Annotated in this window: 15 protein-coding genes; 9 read left to right on the top strand and 6 right to left on the bottom strand. The window is 72.7% G+C overall.

What is annotated here, in order from left to right; translation table 11 throughout:
* Nucleotides 1-8: 8 nt before the first annotated feature.
* Nucleotides 9-2465, top strand: a complete 2457-nt coding sequence (locus BMZ50_RS14850) for a hypothetical protein (protein ID WP_218146265.1) — start codon at nt 9-11, stop codon at nt 2463-2465.
* A gap of 134 nt (nt 2466-2599) precedes the next feature.
* Nucleotides 2600-4339 carry a CocE/NonD family hydrolase gene (locus BMZ50_RS14845; protein WP_091325987.1) on the top strand — a complete coding sequence of 580 codons (1740 nt, stop codon included), beginning with the start codon at nt 2600-2602 and terminating at the stop codon, nt 4337-4339.
* A gap of 187 nt (nt 4340-4526) precedes the next feature.
* Here the strand turns inward: BMZ50_RS14845 and BMZ50_RS14840 are convergent, their stop codons facing one another.
* Complete coding sequence (locus BMZ50_RS14840) at nt 4527-5519, bottom strand: carbon-nitrogen hydrolase family protein (RefSeq protein WP_177212803.1); 993 nt, start codon at nt 5517-5519, stop codon at nt 4527-4529.
* 169 nt (nt 5520-5688) lie between these two features.
* Between BMZ50_RS14840 and BMZ50_RS14835 the strand changes: the two genes are divergently transcribed.
* Nucleotides 5689-7365, top strand: a complete 1677-nt coding sequence (locus BMZ50_RS14835) for a CocE/NonD family hydrolase (protein WP_218146264.1) — start codon at nt 5689-5691, stop codon at nt 7363-7365.
* A 653-nt stretch (nt 7366-8018) separates the two neighbouring features.
* Entirely contained in the window at nt 8019-8222 is a 204-nt protein-coding gene (locus tag BMZ50_RS14830; RefSeq protein ID WP_091325985.1) for a cold-shock protein, read from the top strand.
* 124 nt (nt 8223-8346) lie between these two features.
* Here BMZ50_RS14830 and BMZ50_RS14825 read toward each other — a convergent pair whose 3' ends face one another.
* Both BMZ50_RS14825 and BMZ50_RS14820 read right to left on the bottom strand, forming a co-directional pair.
* Entirely contained in the window at nt 8347-9357 is a 1011-nt protein-coding gene (locus BMZ50_RS14825; RefSeq protein WP_091325982.1) for an ABC transporter substrate-binding protein, read from the bottom strand.
* 183 nt (nt 9358-9540) lie between these two features.
* Nucleotides 9541-10761: an acyl-CoA dehydrogenase family protein gene (locus tag BMZ50_RS14820; RefSeq protein ID WP_091325980.1), complete on the bottom strand. Its 1221-nt coding sequence runs from the start codon at nt 10759-10761 to the stop codon at nt 9541-9543.
* A gap of 395 nt (nt 10762-11156) precedes the next feature.
* Here BMZ50_RS14820 and BMZ50_RS14815 point away from each other — a divergent pair, with 395 nt between their 5' ends.
* The 3 genes from BMZ50_RS14815 (at nt 11157) to BMZ50_RS14800 (ending at nt 13486) form a co-directional block, all read left to right on the top strand.
* Complete coding sequence (locus tag BMZ50_RS14815; protein WP_177212802.1) at nt 11157-12086, top strand: LysR family transcriptional regulator; 930 nt, start codon at nt 11157-11159, stop codon at nt 12084-12086.
* A 413-nt stretch (nt 12087-12499) separates the two neighbouring features.
* A complete protein-coding gene (locus BMZ50_RS14805; protein WP_091325975.1) occupies nt 12500-12847 on the top strand; it encodes a hypothetical protein in 348 nt (115 codons plus the stop codon).
* Between the two features lie 384 nt (nt 12848-13231).
* Entirely contained in the window at nt 13232-13486 is a 255-nt protein-coding gene (locus BMZ50_RS14800) for a hypothetical protein (RefSeq protein WP_091325972.1), read from the top strand.
* A 190-nt stretch (nt 13487-13676) separates the two neighbouring features.
* Here BMZ50_RS14800 and BMZ50_RS14795 read toward each other — a convergent pair whose 3' ends face one another.
* The gene (locus tag BMZ50_RS14795; protein ID WP_245753662.1) at nt 13677-14255 is read right to left on the bottom strand and encodes an ATP-binding protein; all 579 of its coding nucleotides are present in this window, start codon (nt 14253-14255) and stop codon (nt 13677-13679) included.
* 353 nt (nt 14256-14608) lie between these two features.
* Between BMZ50_RS14795 and BMZ50_RS24245 the strand changes: the two genes are divergently transcribed.
* Both BMZ50_RS24245 and BMZ50_RS14790 read left to right on the top strand, forming a co-directional pair.
* Nucleotides 14609-14779, top strand: a complete 171-nt coding sequence (locus BMZ50_RS24245; RefSeq protein WP_177212801.1) for a hypothetical protein — start codon at nt 14609-14611, stop codon at nt 14777-14779.
* Nucleotides 14776-14994, top strand: a complete 219-nt coding sequence (locus BMZ50_RS14790) for a hypothetical protein (RefSeq protein WP_091325971.1) — start codon at nt 14776-14778, stop codon at nt 14992-14994. Before BMZ50_RS24245 ends, BMZ50_RS14790 begins: the two co-directional genes overlap by 4 nt.
* Before the next feature lie 108 nt (nt 14995-15102).
* Here BMZ50_RS14790 and BMZ50_RS14785 read toward each other — a convergent pair whose 3' ends face one another.
* Together BMZ50_RS14785 and BMZ50_RS14780 are read right to left on the bottom strand one after the other, a co-directional pair.
* Nucleotides 15103-17136, bottom strand: a complete 2034-nt coding sequence (locus tag BMZ50_RS14785; RefSeq protein WP_143087183.1) for a putative bifunctional diguanylate cyclase/phosphodiesterase — start codon at nt 17134-17136, stop codon at nt 15103-15105.
* Nucleotides 17137-17244: 108 nt separating this feature from the next.
* The gene (locus BMZ50_RS14780) at nt 17245-17589 is read right to left on the bottom strand and encodes a hypothetical protein (RefSeq protein WP_245753661.1); all 345 of its coding nucleotides are present in this window, start codon (nt 17587-17589) and stop codon (nt 17245-17247) included.
* Nucleotides 17590-18094 lie beyond the last annotated feature (505 nt).

Raw genomic sequence — 18094 nt, 5'->3', positions numbered from 1 at the left:
GCCCGCGCATGACGACGCAGGCGGCGCCGCCGGGTGAGCACCCGGCGGCCGGGAGCGACGGGGAGGTCCCGGCGCGGGCGGACGGCGTGGAGCTGCTCGGCGAGGTGCCGGGCTCGGGCTACCGCCGGCCACCGGCGCTGGCCCGCCGCCGGGACGGGCAGGTCGTCCAGCTGACGCCGCTGCTGCACCAGGTGCTGCACGCCGTCGACGGGCGGCGCACGGTCGCCGAGGTCGCCGAGGCGGTCAGCGGCTCGTCCGGCCGGCTGGTGCGGCCCGACGACGTGCGGCAGCTGATCGACGCCTCGCTGCGGCCGCTCGGCCTGCTGCGGCGGGCCGACGGGACCGAACCCGAGCTCCGCCGGTCGGACCCGCTGCTCGCGCTGAGGTTCCGGCGGGTGGTCACCGACCCGGTGCTCACCCGCCGGCTCACAGCTCCGTTCGCCGTCCTCTTCAGCCCGTTCGTCGTCGTGCCGGTGGTGCTCGCCTTCGGCGCCGTGGCCGGCTGGGTGCTGTTCAGCCAGGGGCTGGCCGCGGCGACGGCGCAGGCCTTCGGCAACCCCGCGCTGTTCCTCGCCGTCGTCGGCGTGACCGTCCTGTCGGCGGGCTTCCACGAGTTCGGTCACGCGGCCGCCGCCCGGTACGGCGGCTCGACGCCCGGGGCGATGGGCTTCGGGATCTACCTGTTCTGGCCGGCCTTCTACACCGACGTCACCGACAGCTACCGGCTCGGCCGGGCCGGGCGGGTCCGCACCGACCTGGGCGGGCTGTACTTCAACGCGGTCGTGGTGCTCCTGTCCTTCGCGGTCTGGTGGCTCACCGGGTGGCACGCCGTCCTGCTCGTCGTGGCCACCCAGGTGCTGCAGATGATCCGGCAGCTCGCACCGCTGCTGCGCTTCGACGGCTACCACGTCCTGGCCGACCTGACCGGGGTCCCGGACCTCTACCAGCGCATCGGCCCGGTGCTGACCGGACTGCTGCCGGGCCGGTGGCGACAGCCCGAGGCGACCGCGCTCAAGACCTGGGCTCGCGTGACCGTCATCGCCTGGGTGCTGCTAGTCGTCCCCCTGATGGCGGTGTCGCTGCTGCTGATGGTGCTGGCCCTGCCGCGCCTGCTGGCCACGGCCTGGGCGTCGGTGCGGCAGCAGGGCCGGCTGCTCGGGGACGCGTTCGGCGACGGGGACATGCTCGAGGTTCTCGTCCGGGTGCTGGCGGTCGTCGCCGTGGTGGTCCCGCTGCTCGGCCTCGGGTACGTGCTCCTCCGGCTGGTGCGGCGCAGCGCCGTCGGGGTGTGGCGGCGCACCGAGGGCCGCCCCGTCCGCCGGGGCCTCGCGGGCCTGCTGGTCACGGCCCTGGTGGCCGGCCTCGGCTGGGCCTGGTGGCCCGACGCCGACCGCTACCGGCCGGTGCGCGCCTGGGAAGGCGGCACGGTCCTGGACGCCGTGCCGGCGAGCGCCGGCGCACCCCTGGACACGGGATCCCGCGGCACCGCCGCCACGATCTGGCCGGCGGACGCCGGCCCGTTGCCGACCGCGGACCGGCCGGTCCTGGCGCTCGTGCTGACCCCGGCGTCGCAGGGAGCTGCCGGGCGGGGCGAGGAGGGCCGGGCACCTGCCCGGAGCAGCGACGCCGGCGAGACGGCCGCGCCCACCTGGGTCTTCCCGTTCGACGCCCCACCCCCGCCCGGTGACGGCGACAACCAGGCGCTGGCGGTCAACACGGCAGACGGATCCGTCGCCTACGACGTCTCCTTCGCGCTGGTCTGGGCCGACGAGGACGCCGCGCTCAACCGGAACGAGGCGTACGCGCTGGCCAGCTGCCGGGACTGCCGGACGGTCGCGGTGGCCTTCCAGGTGGTCCTGCTGGTCGGGTCGGTCGACGTGGTGGTGCCGCAGAACCTCGCGGCCGCGGTCAACTACGCCTGCGTCGAGTGCGTGACGTACGCGCTGGCGACCCAGCTGGTCGTCAGCCTGCCCGGCCCGCTGAGCGAGGTGGGAAGCCGCGAGCTCGCCGCGATCTGGGAGGAGCTCCGGATCTTCGGCGAGCAGATCGAGGGCGTACCCCTCGCCGAGCTCCGGGACCGGCTGACCGACTTCGAGGTGCGCATCCTGGACGTGGTCCGGGAGCACGCCACCGAGCAGGCGGGCGGCCCACCGGCGGCCGGCAGCCCGGCCGAGGACGCCGGGACGGACGGCGACGGACCCGCCTCCGACAGCACCGGGACCGGGAGTGACGGCCCGGGCGATGACGCCGCAGGCGGCGCCGCCGCCGAGACGACTGGTTCCCCACGCACCAGTGGCGCGACCCCCGAGGCGACCGGGACGCCGGCCGGCTCGGCCACGCCGAGCAGCGGCCCGACCGGCGCGGCCCCGGACGGGGCCACGGAGTCCGCCGCGCCCACGTCCACCGCTCCCCCGTCCACCGAGGCTGGGATGACGACCTCGGGGTCGGCGACCCCCACCGGGTGAGCGGTCGCCCGGCGCGCGCCATCACCCGTCGACAACCCCCTTTTTCGGGGGGTGGGCGTCGCGTTGCGGGATGCACGAGGCTGCGGACACCGGTCCGATGACGGGTCGAGACCGCCGGTCGGGAGGAACTCGCCGTGGCCAGAATCAGGCTCGACAAGGACGTGGAGATCCCCATGCGGGACGGCACCGTCACGCGGGCGAACGTCTACCGCCCGGACGGGGACCAGCCGGTACCGGCGATCCTGGTCCGCACCCCGTACAGCAAGGACTTGTTCCTGGCACAGGTCATGTCGCTGGACCCGATCCGTGCGGTCGAGAGCGGGATGGCGGTCGTCTTCCAGGATCTGCGCGGCCGCTACGCCTCCGATGGCGACCTGGTCATGTTCCAGGAGTCCGAGGACGGCTACGACTCCGTCGAGTGGCTGGCCGGTCAGTCGTGGTGCGACGGCAACGTGGGGATGAGCGGGCTGTCCTACCTCGGCCTGGTGCAGTGGGCGGCCGCGGCACAGCGGCCCCCGGGCCTCCGGACCATCATCCCGATCAACATCGGCACCTCGAATGCCTTCGAGCAGGTCTGCTTCACCGGCGGGGCCTTCAACCTCGGCTACGTCCTCTGGCTCATCTCGCAGTTCTTCGGGCCGGAGACCGCTCGGCGCCGCGCCCTCGCCGGAGAGACCGACGCCGCGGAGATGCTCCGGGTGCTGAAGGCCGGCGACGACGTGGCGAGCCTCGCCTCGTACCGGCCACTGTCGAAGATCCCGCTGCTGCAGGAGAACCCCGTCGCCGACTGGTACCACGATGTCGTGCGGGACGAGGCCTTGCACGACCCCGACCCCGAAGCGCTGCGCGCGCACTACGCCGCGGTCGAGATCCCGGCCCTGAACGTCAGCGGTTGGTACGACTACTTCCTCAGCGGGACGCTGCACAACTACGCGCAGATGCGCGCCCACGGCGGATCCGAGTCCGCACGCCATGCACAGAGATTGTTGATCGGCCCCTGGGACCACCTGCTGAATTCCACGAGCGCCGAGTACGACTTCGGGTTCGCTGCCTCGACGCTGGCCTCGGACTTCACCGGCTACCAGCTCCAGCACTTCGCGCGGTACCTGCAGGGCGACGAGCAGGCGCTGGACGAGGCACCCTCCGTGCGCATCTTCGTCATGGGGGAGAACGTCTGGAGAGACGAGGAGACCTGGCCGCTGGAACGCAGCCGGCCCCAGCCCTGGTACCTGCGGGCCGGGGATCCGGGCGCCGGTGGCGGGCTGCTGTCCCCCGAGAAGCCGGATGCCACCGAGCGGCCGGACCACTACCTCTACGACCCGGCCGACCCGGCGCCGACTCTCGGCGGCCCGGTCGGCCTCCCGGGCCTGGCTCAAGGCATCAACGTCGGTCCCTACGACCAGCGCCCGAACGAGGCACGGCCCGATGTCCTCGTCTACACCTCCGAGGTGCTGGACGAGCCGCTCGAGGTGACGGGACCGCTGACCGCCGTGCTGCATGCCGCGACCAGCGCTCCGGACACCGACTGGATCGTGCGGCTGTGCGACGTGCACCCGGACGGGGCCTCCCGCATCCTTGCCGAGGGCGTCGTCCGCGCGCGGAACCGGAACGGGTTCGGGAACACGTCACCGGTCGAGCGGGGGGCCGTGGAGCGTTACGACATCGACCTCGTGGCGACCAGCAACGTGTTCCTCGAAGGACACCGGATCCGGGTCGACATCACCAGCAGCTCGTTCCCCTACATCGAGCCGAACCCGAACACCGGCCACCCCCTGGGTCAGGACGGCCCGGAGGACCTGCAACCGGCTCTGCAGTCGGTGTTCCACGACGGCGACCGGCTCTCGCACGTCGTGCTGCCGGTAGTTCCCCGCTAACTGCTCGTCAGCGGCACTGTCAGCGGCACTGCAGGTCGTTGGCCGTCACGGTCATCGCCTGCCCTCGACAGTGGTTCGCTGGTCGTTGGTCGGTCGCCTTCGAGATGCTCGTTCGTCCGTGCCACGGCAACCTCCGCGACGCGTCCAGTCGGAGGAAGGCAGCAGCCGTGCCCGACTGGCCCGATCCCTAGGACATGGTCGATGACGGCGCCGACGGAGACCGGCCCGGCCCCACCGCTGACTCCGGTGCCCCGCGCCGGTGGCGGGCGTACCAACGGCGGCCGTGCCAGCGCTGCTGGTACCAGGCGAACAGCGGGAGCGGACCGGGCGGGGTGAGCCAGTACGTGTCGGGCGGAGGAACCGGCGTCGCGCGGCGGAGCGGGAGGTCGGCGATCACGACCTGGGCCTCCGGGCCGGTGGCGAGGGCGATCGCCGTTCCGTCGGCGGCCCAGATACCGGCCATCGGCTCGTAGGCCCCCCGGTAGCGCAGCGGCGGCAGCCCGGGCATGGGGCAGGCCAGGGCGCCGCTGTGCGAGCCGTGCACGATCGGCGCGCCGACGTGCCGGGCGAACCGTCCGGGTGTCTGGAGTGCCCGGGCGGCGTTGGCCCTCTCCCATGCGTCGAAGAGCCGGTACGGGCGCCACCGCGGGACCGTCCACCAGCCGCTGCCGGCGAGGAGGAGGTCCACCCCGCCCGCGAGGCGGCGCACCGTGCGCTCGCGCGTGAGTTCCCAGCACACGGCCAGCCCGACCTTCGTGCCGTCGACGTCGACGATCCCGTCGTCGGTGCCTCCGACGTAGAGGGCGTTCTCCCACATGGTCGGCAGGTCCTTGTCGTGCCGCCCCCGGACTCCGGTGCGGTCCACGGCGAGGACCGCGTTGCGGACCTCGCCGTCGGGATCGCGCACGAGCAGGCTGCCGCTGAGGAGCACGTCGTGCGTGCGCGCCCACCCGCACAGCGCCTGCACCGCCGGGCCGTCGACCGGCTGGGCCGCGGCGGCCACCTCGGGCAGGAAGGCCACCCCCGAGGTGAAGAACTCGGGCAGAGCGACCACCCGCGCGCCGTCCCGGGCGGCCTGGTCCACCGCCCGCTCGGCGAGGTCGAGGTTGGCGTCGACGTCCCCGAGGACGGCGTGCATCTGGACGGCGGCGACCCGCCGCACCTGGGTGCTCTCCGACATGCTCCTCCTCCTGCCGAGCCACCTGCGTGGCCGCCGCGAGCGATCGTGACCCACGCGCGGACGCACCCTGCCACGCGCATCGTCGCCGTCGAGCTCGCGGTGGACGCACGGCGCCCTGACCACGCAGGATGCGGGGAAGCGCCCCACCTCACCCGAGGAGGACCCGCCCGTGACCATCACCCGGCACCCGACCGTTCCTGCCCGGCCCCGCTCCCGGGCCGCCCGCGCCGTCGACCGGACGCTCACCCGGGTGCTGCGGCTGCCGAAGGCGTCCGGCGACTACACGGTGACCCGGGCGGTGCGGGTGCCGATGCGCGACGGCGTCGAACTGCTCGCCGACCACTACGCACCGACCGGCCGCGCCCTCGGCACGCTGCTGGTGCGCGGTCCCTACGGTCGGTCGGGTCCCTTCTCGCTGATGTTCGCCCGGCTCTACGCCGAGCGTGGCTACCACGTCGTCCTGCAGAGCTGCCGGGGCACCTTCGGCTCCGGCGACGTCTTCGAGCCGATGCTGCACGAGGTCGACGACGGCGCGGACACCGTCGTCTGGCTGCGCGAGCAGCCGTGGTTCGGCGGGCGGTTCGCCACCGTGGGGCTGTCCTACCTCGGCTTCACCCAGTGGGCGCTCATGACCGACCCGCCCCCGGAGCTGGCCACTGCCCTGGTGATGGTCGGGCCGCACGACTTCCACGAGAGCGTGCACGGGGCGGGGGCGTTCAAGCTCAACGACTTCCTCGGCTGGAGCGACATGGTCGCCCACCAGGAGGAGGGAAACTTCGCAAGCGGCCTGGTCCGCCAGGTGCTGGCCGCCCGCCGGCTCCAGCCGGGCCTGCACGACGTGCCTCTGCTGGACGCGGGGGAAAGGGTCCTCGCCGGCAGCGCGCCCTGGTACCGCGACTGGGTCGCCCGCCCGGAACCGGACCACCCGTACTGGGAACGCATGCAGCTGTCCGCCGCCCTCGAGCGGGTGCAGGTTCCGGTCCTCCTGTTCGGCGGCTGGCAGGACCTCTTCCTGGAGCAGACGCTCGCGCAGTACGAACGCCTGCACAGCCGCGGGGTCGACGTGGCTCTCACCGTCGGGCCGTGGACCCACACCGAGATGCTGTCCAAAGGCGCGCCCCTGGTGACGCGGGAGAGCCTCGACTGGCTGGCCGAGCACCTGGCCGGCACCGGCACCCACCGCCGGCCCGCCCCGGTGCACCTCCACGTCACCGGGGCCGGGGAGTGGCGCGACCTGCCCTCGTGGCCGCCGGAGGGCAGGGAGAGAGTGCTCTACCTGCAGCCTGACGGCGCGCTCGGTGACTCGCCGCCGACGCCCGACATCCCGCCGTCCCGGTTCACCTACGACCCGGCCGACCCCACACCGACGCTCGGCGGCCGGCTGCTCTCCCCGGACGGGGGCTACCGGAACAACGCACAGCTGGAGGCGCGCGACGACGTCCTCACCTTCACCGGCCCGGTGCTGACCGAGGACGTCGAGGTCATCGGCGTGCCCGTGGTCGAGCTGGCGCACAGCAGCGACAACCCGCACGCCGACCTCTTCGTCCGGCTCTGCCAGGTCGACGCCAAGGGCCGCTCCCGCAACGTCAGCGAGACGTTCCACCGCCTCGCCCCGGCCGCCGCCGACGGCACGATCCGGCTCGAGCTGGATGCGATGGCGCATCGGTTCCGCGCCGGCACGCGGCTGCGCCTGCAGGTCTCGGGTGGCTCCCACCCCCACTGGGCGCGCAACCTCGGTACCGGTGAGGACCCGGCCACCGGGCGCGCGATGAAGCCGTCGCACCGCGCGATCGCGCACGGCGCCGGGGGAACCTCCCGGCTGCTTCTGCCGGTGACGCGCGGGTAGAGGTCGATCGGCTACCCGCCCCCGGCCAGTGCGGTGATCGTGAACTCGAGCCGGGCCGCTCGACTCAGCGCACGGCGCCGATACCGCTGCGCAGTGACGATTCCCGCATGTCTGCGTCCCGGGATTCGTGGAGCGGAGTAGCGTCGACGCGGACAAGAGGGGTGCCCATCGCTACTCACATCGGACGTTGCGCTGAGACTCATCTCGGATGTCCCTGCCGGGGCGACGAGACGATCCACGAGGAACGGTCCCAGGCGATCGCCGAGGCCCGCGCCCAGTCACAACAGATGGTCGACTGCCCCGAGTGCGGCTCCCCGACGACGCCGCTGGCCATCGTCACGTGGGGCAATTGCCGGGCGTGCCGGACGGCGCACTCCCGCCTGACGGATCCATTGCGCTGGTAGCCGCCCTGTTCCAGATGCCCGTCGTGACGTGGCGATGCGCCTCCGCCCGGAAGAATGCCCCGGTCGCCGGCGCCCCGCTGGCACGTGGGGAGCCGTACTGTCGGCGGCGGTCGCCGTCGTGCCTCTGCTTCGTTCTCGAACGGCCGCAGTTGTCTCTGCCTGACGTTCCTCTCGGTCCTGCCGGTCGGTGCGGCGACCCCGACCCGACGCCTGTCGGTTCGGACACCTCCAGCACGGAATGAGAACGAGATGGCTCAGGGCACTGTGAAGTGGTTCAACGCGGAGAAGGGCTTCGGGTTCATCGCCCAGGACGGCGGCGGCGCCGACGTCTTCTGCCACTACTCCGCCATCATCGGCGACGGCTACAAGTCCCTCGACGAGGGGCAGCAGGTCGAGTTCGACGTCACGCAGGGCCAGAAGGGCCCGCAGGCCGAGAACGTCCGCCCGGTCTGACGCCGGGGAGGGCCGCGGTGCACTGCGCCGCGGCCCTCTTCCATGTCCGGTAGTCCGCGTCGGGCCCGCGGTCCTGGCCGGCCGGAGGCCGCCGCGCCCGGGGCCGGGCGCGGCGGCCGGCGGCTCAGCCGCAGAGCAGGTCGTCGACGCTGGGGGCGTCCTCGACCACGCCGTACTGCTCGAGGAAGCCCATCTGCTCCTCGACGGCGGCCTCGTCGATCTCGGAGGTGTAGATCGGCAGGCGCATGCGCTCGGCCACCTCGGCGGGGATCTTCGTATAGGTCGGGATGATCTCCCGCACGGCGTCGGGGTTCTCCCGAGCAAAATCGAGCGACCGGTTCATCGCCGTCCGGAACGCCTCGACCATCTCGGGGTCGCTCTCGAAGGTCTGGTTGCTGGTCATGTAGTTGCCCAGGGGGTACTCCGGGGCGATGTAGGCCCCCGGCGCGACGACGACCTTGCCGCCCTGGTCCAGGATCGTGGTGACGAAGGGCTCGGAGGCGTACGCGGCGTCGAGGTCCCCGCTGGCGATCGCCGCAGGCATGTCCGGGAAGGGCATCTCGACCATCACCAGCGAGTTGGGATCGACGCCGGCCCGTTCCGCGACGACCCTCGTCTGGAGCTCGGCGACGCCGCCGAGTGCGTTGACCCCGATCCGCGCGCCGGCGAGGTCCTCGGGTCCGTCCATCGTGCTGTTCGGGCCGGCGAGGATGAGCTGCCAGTCGTCCTCCGGGGTGGTTCCGGTGGCGTCGCTGGCGGTGACCACGCACACCGGGAGGCCGCGGGCGATCGGGACGCCGGCCGAGATGTAGCCGACGAAGCCGAAGTCGAACTCGTCGGCGACCAGGCCGGTGATGATCTGGCTGCCGCCGGCCTGGACGGTGGGCTCGACCTGCAGTCCTTCCTCCTCGAAGAAGCCCTCCTTCATCCCGAGGTGCATGGCGGCGGCGTTGGCGATCGGCAGCGTGCCGATGCGGACCGTGGTCAGCTCGCCGTTCGCGCTCCCGGCCGCACCGGCAGCGGCGCCGTCGTCTCCGCCACCGTCGCCGGCGCCACAGGCGGTCGCGGTCAGCGCCACGACGGCCAGGCCGCCGAGCAGGGTGCGGGTGCGGGTGCGATGGGGCCGGTGCAGCATGTGCTCTCCTTCGAACGCGCCGTTGCGCGGGTGAGTGGTGCCTGAACGGTGGTGGAGCCGGTGTATGACGACCGGCGTGCTAGGACGACCGGTGAGTGGTCGCCGATGCGGTGGCAGGCCCGGGCCCAGGTGAGGGTCGGTGCGTTCCACCGGGCGCCGAGCCCGATCGGCGCGGCCCCCGGCTCACATCCGCGACGCCATGTAGGTCATCGCGTTCTGCCGCCAGTTCAGGGTCACGTGGTGGGACATCATCTCGACGTCCCGCTTCGCGCGGGAGATCGGGTGGTCGGAGAAGCCGGCCTTGGCGCCCACCAGCGAGAAGATCCGCGAGACCGAACGCAGGGCCATCCGGGTGACGAGGGCGTTGTCGCGCAGGCCCCGCCCCAGATCCTGCTCGGTCGGGGTCTGGCGCTGCCGGGCCAACTGGGAGAAGCGGGCGCTGCTGGCCTCGACCATCAGCCGCGCCATCTCCGCCTCACCCGACGCCTCGGCGAACTCGGTCGCGACGTACTCCTGCTCTGCGAGCTTGACCGTGCCACCCAGCGCGCCGGCGACGCGGGTGCTGGAACCCGCGGTCTCGGCGAAGTGCTCCACCGCTCCCAGCGCGGCGCCCACGCCGACCGACGCGAACGGGAACTTGCCCGGCGACGGCCAGGGTGCGTACATCGCGTCGAACGTGGGGTGCAGCTTCCGCCGCTCCTTGATCTTCTCGACGGTGTCCTTCGTCGCCTGCACCCGATGGTCCGGGACGAAGACGTCCTCGACGGCCATGGTGCGGCTGCCCGTCCCGCGCAGGCCCGTGGGGAACCAGTCGTCGACCGTGACGGTGTCCTCGCGCGGGACGAGGAACATGTGGCCCTCGCCGTTCTCCCCCGCCGGCGCGTTGAAGATCAGCCACTCGGAGAAGTCCGAGCCGCTGCAGAACCCCCAGCTGCCGGTCAGGCGGTACCCCCCGCTGACCCGCTCGGCCTTCGCCTTCGGGTTCAGGTTGGTGTTGCCCGCGAGCGTGGCGTAGGTGTTGCTGCCCCAGATCTCATCCTGCGTCTCCTGGGGATAGGCCACGATCGCCACGTTGTCAGAGCTGAGGATCGACGCGACCCAGGCCGTGGAGGCGCAGCCCCGGGCGAGGGTCATCGCCACCTTGGCGTGGTCGTGCTCGGTCAGTTCGAAGCCGCCGTACTCCTTCGGCTTCAGGATGTGGAGCACCCCCGCCTCCTGGATCAGCCGGAACGTCTCCGGCGCGACCCGGCGTTCCCGATCGGTCTGGGCCGCCCGTTCGCGCAGCACCGGCACCAGCCGCTCAGCGGCCGCGAGGACGTCATCGGCGCTCATCGGCGCCGGCGCCCAGGGCAGGCCGGCGCTGAGCTCGGACGCGGCAGTGGGAATACTGGTGATGCTGCTCATGGGGTTCTCTTCCTCTCAGCAGTCGCCGTCGACCGCCCGGACGTGGCGGAACAGCGACTACGGACGTGCGTCATCGACGCGGGAGCGAGGTCTCGCGAGGACGTGCGTCGGGCTCGGCCAGAACCCGACGGCAGGCTCGGTGCCGGCGACGATCCGGGGTCGTCAGCCGCTGGGAGTGAGTGTCGTCACGGGGCGTCACGATCGTCAATCACGGCGTTCCGTGGAGGAACCACGGCGGATCCGTGGATGTGCCGGAGAGGATGCCCGTGGGTGAGCACGAGACTGGCGGCTCTCCGCCCCTGCGCGGAACGGGCAGCGAGGAGGACGCCGACGCACCTGGGCGCGCCCGTCCGGCCGACCAACCCCCGCGACGCCAGGCCTGGGGAGAGCGAGTCGTGAACCCCATCGAGATCGGCCCCGGGGACTACTCGCTCCGCCAGCTGTCGCATTTCGTGGCGGTCGCCGAGTGCGGCACGATCAGCGCCGCCGCGGAGCGGCTCTACATGTCGCCGTCGGCACTGTCGGGCTCGATCACCGAACTCGAGCGTGTCCTCGGCGCGGAACTGTGCGTGCGGCGTCGGGCCCAGGGAGTCACCTTGACCCCGCTGGGCCGGCAGGTTCTCGAGAAGGCACGACAGCTCCTCGCGGACGCAGCAGAACTGACGTACATGGTGCGTGGGGGCGGTGCCGAGCTCGCCGGCCCGCTCGGCATCGGCTGCTTCGTGACCCTGGCGCCGACGGTGCTGCCCCGGCTGCTGAGCGAGATGGAGTCAGCCCACCCGAAGGTCACCCTGGACTTCCTGGAGGGATCGCAGGACGTGCTCCACGAGGCGCTGCTGAAGGGCCGGATCGACGTGGCCGTCATGTACGACATGGGCGGCCTCGAGGGGCTCGACACGATCCTGCTCTACGAGGCCTGCGGCTACGCCCTCGTCGGCGAGGACCACCCGCTGGCCCAGCAGCCGACGGTCACGCTCGAGGACCTGGCCCCGGAGCCGCTCGTGCTGTTCGACCAGCCGCCCAGCACCAACTACGCGATGTCGGCCTTCGACGCCCGCGGACTCGTGCCGCACATCCGCCACCGCACGCAGAGCTACGAGCTGACCCGCTCGATCGTCGCGCGCGGGCGCACGTACGCGATCCTCGTCCAGCGGCCACCCAACAAGTCCAGCTACGAAGGGCTGCCGCTCATCGAGCGCGAGGTGGTTCCGCCGCTGCCGGCCGTCCCCGTCGTGCTCGCCTGGCCCAGCGACGTCCGCCTGTCACCCCGCGCGCGGGCCCTGGCCGAGCTGACCCGCCGGCTGTACGCACACCGTCGCACCTGACGCGGCCAGCCCCGGGAGGACGGCGAGCCCGGCCAGCGCCCCACCCCCCTGCCGGCCGACGACCGTCGCCGCGACCGGGCCAGCCAGGGCCAGCACGGTGGCCATCATCGGCACGCCGGCGGTCTTCACGGTGAGGTCCTGCCCGGCGCAGCCGGGGGGGTGCCGCGGTGGCGTCCGGAGAGAGCCGCCGTCCGACGGCGCGCCGGTGGCCAGCAGCGCCGGAGCACAGGATGAAGGCGTGCGAGATCAGCGCGACGGTGTCCCCGACGGGGTGGACCATGTGGTCGGCGCGGCCGTCCTGGACGCCCTCGCCGTTCACGGCCGGGGGCAGCCCCGGCCGCGGCACCGGACCTCGCGGACCGGCCATTCCCCGGTCCACGCGACGTGCTCGACAGGAGCTGAGAGGGGAACGGATGGCGACCAACCGGCCTGACCCGGGCGACTTCCTCGAACTGGCACAGCGGATGCTGCGCGAGCTGTTCGGCGATCCGCGCAGCGATGATCAACCGTGGGCGGAGGCGACGCGTCCTCCGCGCGAGCGCTCCGAGATCCCGCCGGGCAACCACGAGCCCAGCGCCGAGCAGCAGCGCGAGAACCTCACGTTCGCGCTCGCCACGCGCGCCGTCGAGGCGCTCGAGGATCTGGTGCTCAACGTCGCGGCGATCCGTCAGCGCCTCGAGCGCACGGACTCGCAGGCCTCGGGAGCGCGGCCCGAGAACGAGGAGCGAGGCACGAGCGGAGCTGACGCCGCCGGGCAGTGACCTTCGATCTCACTACACCTGGGCCGCAGCAGGCGACCGCTCTGCCGATGCTCGGCCCTCGCCGCCGAGCCGACGCCGGGAACCGGGCAGCGGCCCGCGTCGCCGTGGAGGCGACTCTTCACATGCCCGGAACGGGGCGGACGCGCGGGACTGAGCGCGTCCGTTTGTTGGTCGTCGGACGAGGCTCGGATCGCCTACCAGGCCGCTGGCCTTAAATGGGCCGTTTAGGGCGAACGTCGCAGGCTCCCCGGACCAGCGGGTCTGACCGCGTCTCGCGCGGTCGCATCTTCGGAGTTGGCCCGATCCGTCACCCTCATTTGCCGTACTCAGCTGTTCTCCCCCCTTACGGTGAAGGTGTGATGGCGAAGCGGCGGGTGGGCGGAGGTGGACGCGCTTCTGTACCGCCACGATCCGATCGGTATCGCCTTCGGGGACAACCCGGGTGAATACCTCCCGGAGGCGCGGAGCATCGTTGCTGGCCTTCACCGCGCCCGCTCCGTCGAGGACGTCCAAACGCTGGTCCGCGAGGAGTTCGTGCGGTGGTTCGACGAGGACACCGCCGGACCTGCAATCCGCTACGCAGCCGTCGCGCAGGACGTGTGGTCGCTCTGGCGGTCAGCGTCCTCACCCGAAGCCTGACGGCCTACCGCCTCGGGCTGCGTATCTCACTCTCACCGTAAGGAGGGGCTGTTCTTGAGTTCGGCAGCAAGGTGACGTCTGGGTGGGAATCTCGCGTCCGAGACGCCGAGTTCGGGGGCCGTCGGCGGGTTCACCGTCAGAAACCAGGCCGAGGCCGGAGGTGTCGACGATGGGTCTCCGGAAGGCCGGTTCACGCCTCCGCTTGGGCCACTCCGCTGGTGGGCTCACCGGCCGACCAGCTGGCGCGCCACCTTGACCGGTCAGGAACCGCCGTTCGGTTGGCAGCCGCGAAGCGCCGCACCGGGATCGCCGCCACGGGAGGTCTCGATCCGGCATTGCCGAGGGCGGCCCACACGTGCTTGCGGTCGCCGACGACGGTCCAGCCGTGGTCGGCGCACAGGGCGGCGGTCAGGTGCAGACCGAGACCGCCGTGGGCCGGGTCTCGACCGATGGCCGGGGTCGGCGGGCGGTCGGTGGCGGCGTCGCTGACGTCGATCAGCCATCCGCCGGGCACCGCGGTCACCTCCACGCAGACCGGCGCGCGGCCGTGCCGGACGGCGTTGGAGGTCAGCTCCTCGAACACCAGGGCGAGTGCCTCGATGGCGTCCTCGGCGGCGCCGGGCGGCCGGGCGCCGTCGTGCAGCGCGGCGGACAGCTGGCGGCGGTGCGCGGTCACATCGGCCGGGGTGGCGGGCTGCCACAAGCCGAGCACCCGCGCGCCGGGCCACGGCGCCGGCAACGCGCGCCGCGCCCACACGGTCTCGGTCAACCTGGTCCTCGACGTGTCCAGGGCGAACAGGCCGCCCACCCCAACAGGTGCATCCGCGGCCGGTCGAGGACCGCACCGCGGGCAGCGGGACTACCCCGTCGACCGGCGCGGAAACCGGTCCGGATGGCCCGCACCGGCCGTCGGTCGATGGGGCACCACCGGGTTGCCCACGACTACCCTCCGGTATCCACGGAGGTGCGCTGCGTGACCCCGGCGGGTAGGACCACAGCCCCGCGCACACTCCAGCGCCGGCCCGGGAGGGCTCCGCACCGTGCCGCACCCGGATCGACCGTGCACCTCGAGCAGGGGCGCCGCAGTTGAGCTCATCCCAGGGCACGCCGCCACGAGGCCGAGTGCTGCTGTTCTCCGGCGCGGTGCCCGGGGTGACCGAGCATCCGGGACCGTGGGTCGTGCTGCGCGGGGATGACTGGCCGATGAGCACCGGCGTCGCTCGCCGGCTGGCCGCCGCGCTGCTGAACGCGGTCGACCGCCTCGAAGCCACCGACACAGGTCAGGCCCGGTGATCGCCTGGGTCGCGGGCGCGCTGGCGTGGCTGGCCGTCGCACCGCCGCTGGGCGTGTTGGCCGGGCGCGGCATCCGCGCCGGGCAGCACGTCGTCGAGGTGGGCAGCGCACATGCGTCCTCGACGCCGGGCAGGGGATGCGGCGCCCAGCTCACACCCGGCCCCGGGTCCCGCCTCCGCGCCACCGGCGCGCCGGCGTCCTGGCGCTGCCGGTAGCGCCAGCAACGGGGCCGACACCAGACCGGATACGGCCCGACACGGCTGCGGCTGCCGCGGTCGCTGTGACGTGGTGACCGCCCACACCTTGTCTCATCGGGTGTGTCGCTATTGACGGTCGGGCGCCAGCTGGGCGCGCTTTCCGGATCTGCCGATGAGTTCCAATGCGGTGCCGGCGCGTTGGCGTGCGGTGCTGCCCGTGCCGCTCCATTCGCTCGCGTTCTCGTCGTTCAGCCAGCGTTCCAGCTCCGCGGGTGGCATCGGGCGGGCGATGGCGTAGCCCTGGGCGCGGTCGCAGCCCAGATCGGCGAGAGCATCCAGCAACTGCTCGGTTTCCACGCCCTCGGCGATGACCCGCAGACCCAGACGGTGGCCGAGGTCGACGACGGCCTCGGTGACCGCACGGTCACAGGCGTTCTCCAGCATGCCGCTGACCAGACTGCGGTCGATCTTCAGCGCGGTGATCGGCAGCACGCGCAGAAAGGCGAGGCTGGTGTAGCCGGCGCCGAAGTCGTCGATGCTGACCTCCACGCCGCGAGCGCGCAGCTGAGCGAGGACGCGCGCGGCCAGGTCGGGGTTGGTCATGAGCGCCGTCTCGGTGATCTCCAGCTCCAGCAGCGACGGCGGTAGATCGGCGCCGGAAACGATGGACAGCACGGTGGCGGGCAGGGCGGGGCTGAGCAGGCTGCGGGTGCTCAGGTTGACCGCCACCTTCAGCGGCATGCCCGCCTCGCGCCAGGCCGCCGCCTGGCGCGCGGCCGTGCGGACAACCCACTTGCTGAACGGCTGAATCAGCCCGGAGGACTCCAGCAGCGGCAGGAACTCGCCCGGCGGCAGCAGTCCACGGCTGGGGTGCTGCCAGCGGGCAAGCGCCTCGACGCCGTAGATGCTCCGGTCGGGCAGCGCCATCTTCGGCTGGTAATGCAGCACGAACTCGCCGCGGTCCAACGCGCGACGCAGTTCGCCGACCAGCTGCAGCCGGTCCACCGTGTGCCCGTCGCGGTTCTCGTCGTAGAGCATCGTGCCCTTGTGGCCGCGCTTGGCCTCGTACATGGCGACGTCGGCGCGCTGCAGCAGTTCCAGGTAGTGCTCGCCGTGACGCGGGGCGAGAACCACCCCGATGCTGGCGTCCACCGGCAGCGTGATGCCCTCGAGCTCGAAGGTGGCGGTGCGCAGCGCGGCCAGCAACTGCTCGGCGCGCAGCTGCGCGGCGGCGGCGTCGGGCAGGTCGGTGAGCAGGACGGCGAACTCGTCACCGCCGAGCCGGGCGACCAGGTCGGCAGCGCGCACGAGGCCGCGCAGGGTGGCGGCGATCTGGGTGAGCAGCTTGTCCCCGGCGAGGTGGCCGAGGGTGTCATTGATCGTCTTGAACTCGGCCAGATCGATCAGCAACAGCGCGGCCGGGCGCTCCACGGTCGCGGCAGGCAGCGTCGCAGCGCAGGCCTCGACCAGCGCCTCGTGGTTGGCCAGGCCGGTGAGCGCATCGGTGCGCGCCCGCCGCTCACCGCGCAGCAGCGCCCGGCGCAGCGCCAGCAGGCCGCCGATCAGCAACAGCATCATCGTCGCGAGGGTGATCTGCGTCCGCAGGGCCGCGCTGGTGAGCGCGCCCTCGGCAGGGTCCTGCGGGATGTCGACGGCGACCAGCCAGGTGTGCGCCGCCTCGGGCGCGCCGTCCGGGTGCGTGGGCAGGAAGACGCGCAAGCTGGCCTGCTCGCCGACCCGGGCACCGGCGGTCGTCCACGCCACGCCGGCCCGCGCGCGGGCGAGGTCGGCCGGTGACACGGTGATGGCCTGGGCGCCGTCCGGCGGGTCGGCGAACAGCAGCGTGCCGTCGAGTCGCCAGATGCCGATCCCACCCAGCCGGCCGGCCTGGCGCAGCTGGTGGGCATCGCGGCGCAGGTCCGCGGCGCCTTCGGCCGACAACCCCACCCCGTCGCGCACCCACGCGTGCAGATGGGAGTTGACCGTGGCCGCCACGATCCCCGCGGCGTTCGCCTCGGCCTGCTGCACGAGGCGCTGCCGCTCCCGGGCGCTCAGCCCGTGCAGCGACCACACCAATCCGCCGAGCACCGCCACGACGACGAGGACGGCGACGGTCCGCGACAGCAGCAATCGGCGCAGCCGTCCACCGGACCCGACCATGATCACCGAGTCGACATCGGCAGTGCCTCTCCCCCGGTTGAACCGGAACCGGCGCGTCTGCACCCGTTGGGGTCAGACCGCCGCGCCGCCGAGGGTCCCGGGGGGGGGTCAGACCGCGGTGGAGGCGGCCGCCGTCTGGCGATGCAGCCGGGCGCGCACCCAGCCGATCAGGCAGTACAGCGCGGCGTGGCCCTCCGGGGAGGCGTACGCCTGCTCGGTGCGGGCCGCCTCGATCAGCGCGTCGGCCTCGGCCGAGCCGGTGCGGAGGAAGCGATCGAGCACCTGACCCGACGGGGTAGAGCTGCGGAACATGGCGGCGACACCGAGCGCCACCGCGTCCGGGATGGCCAGGCTGACCGGTGGGCGCTCGAGCGCGGCCCGGCGGGCGAGGACGTCGGCCACCGTCGATGCGATCTGCAGATCGCCGGCCGGGGCGCCGGCTCGACTGGTCACGATCACAGCCGCCAGCCCTCCATCGTCGCCACCATGTCGCCTTCTTCCCCTCGCCGCGCGCATCCGCTGGCACGGTCATGCTGCCGCTACCCGCCCCCGGTCACGCGGCGACTCCGTCCAGCGGCGCCGGGCCGACGCGGCGCCGCCGGAAGAGTGAGGGCCTCCAGCCTGGCCGCGGGGTGGTCGGGAGGCTGAAGGTCCGCCCGACCACCGGTCCCGACCGTAGCGAACTATCTCGCGGACGGTAGTGAGACATGTACGAGGAGTAAAGACAGCTGGCGTGTGCTGCCTGCCACACCATCCGATGGAGGCGTCCACGGAGAAGCGGACCCGCAGCCACGGGGGGAGCTGCCGGTCCCGCACAAGCGTATCGACCTGTGCCGGCAGCTCGTATGCGGGACTTCCCACCCACTAGACGAGTAAGTCCTATTGGCGGGCAGGGCCGAAGGGTGCTGTGAGTGCGGGCGGAGGGTGTCCAGGCTCGGGTTGTGAGGACCGACCTAAA

It is taken from the genome of Geodermatophilus ruber, assembly GCF_900114385.1.
Taxonomy (GTDB): domain Bacteria; phylum Actinomycetota; class Actinomycetes; order Mycobacteriales; family Geodermatophilaceae; genus Geodermatophilus; species Geodermatophilus ruber.
This window is presented reverse-complemented; position numbering and strand designations above follow the sequence as displayed.

Bases quoted from the DNA above. Each gene is read 5' to 3' on its own strand.
- BMZ50_RS14785 (WP_143087183.1), bottom strand. From the start codon at position 17,136: ATGGTCGGGTCCGGTGGACGGCTGCGCCGATTGCTGCTGTCGCGGACC.
- BMZ50_RS14820 (WP_091325980.1), bottom strand. From the start codon at position 10,761: ATGAGCAGCATCACCAGTATTCCCACTGCCGCGTCCGAGCTCAGCGCC.
- BMZ50_RS14805 (WP_091325975.1), top strand. From the start codon at position 12,500: ATGGCGACCAACCGGCCTGACCCGGGCGACTTCCTCGAACTGGCACAG.
- BMZ50_RS14850 (WP_218146265.1), top strand. From the start codon at position 9: ATGACGACGCAGGCGGCGCCGCCGGGTGAGCACCCGGCGGCCGGGAGC.
- BMZ50_RS14830 (WP_091325985.1), top strand. From the start codon at position 8,019: ATGGCTCAGGGCACTGTGAAGTGGTTCAACGCGGAGAAGGGCTTCGGG.
- BMZ50_RS14825 (WP_091325982.1), bottom strand. From the start codon at position 9,357: ATGCTGCACCGGCCCCATCGCACCCGCACCCGCACCCTGCTCGGCGGC.
- BMZ50_RS14840 (WP_177212803.1), bottom strand. From the start codon at position 5,519: ATGTCGGAGAGCACCCAGGTGCGGCGGGTCGCCGCCGTCCAGATGCAC.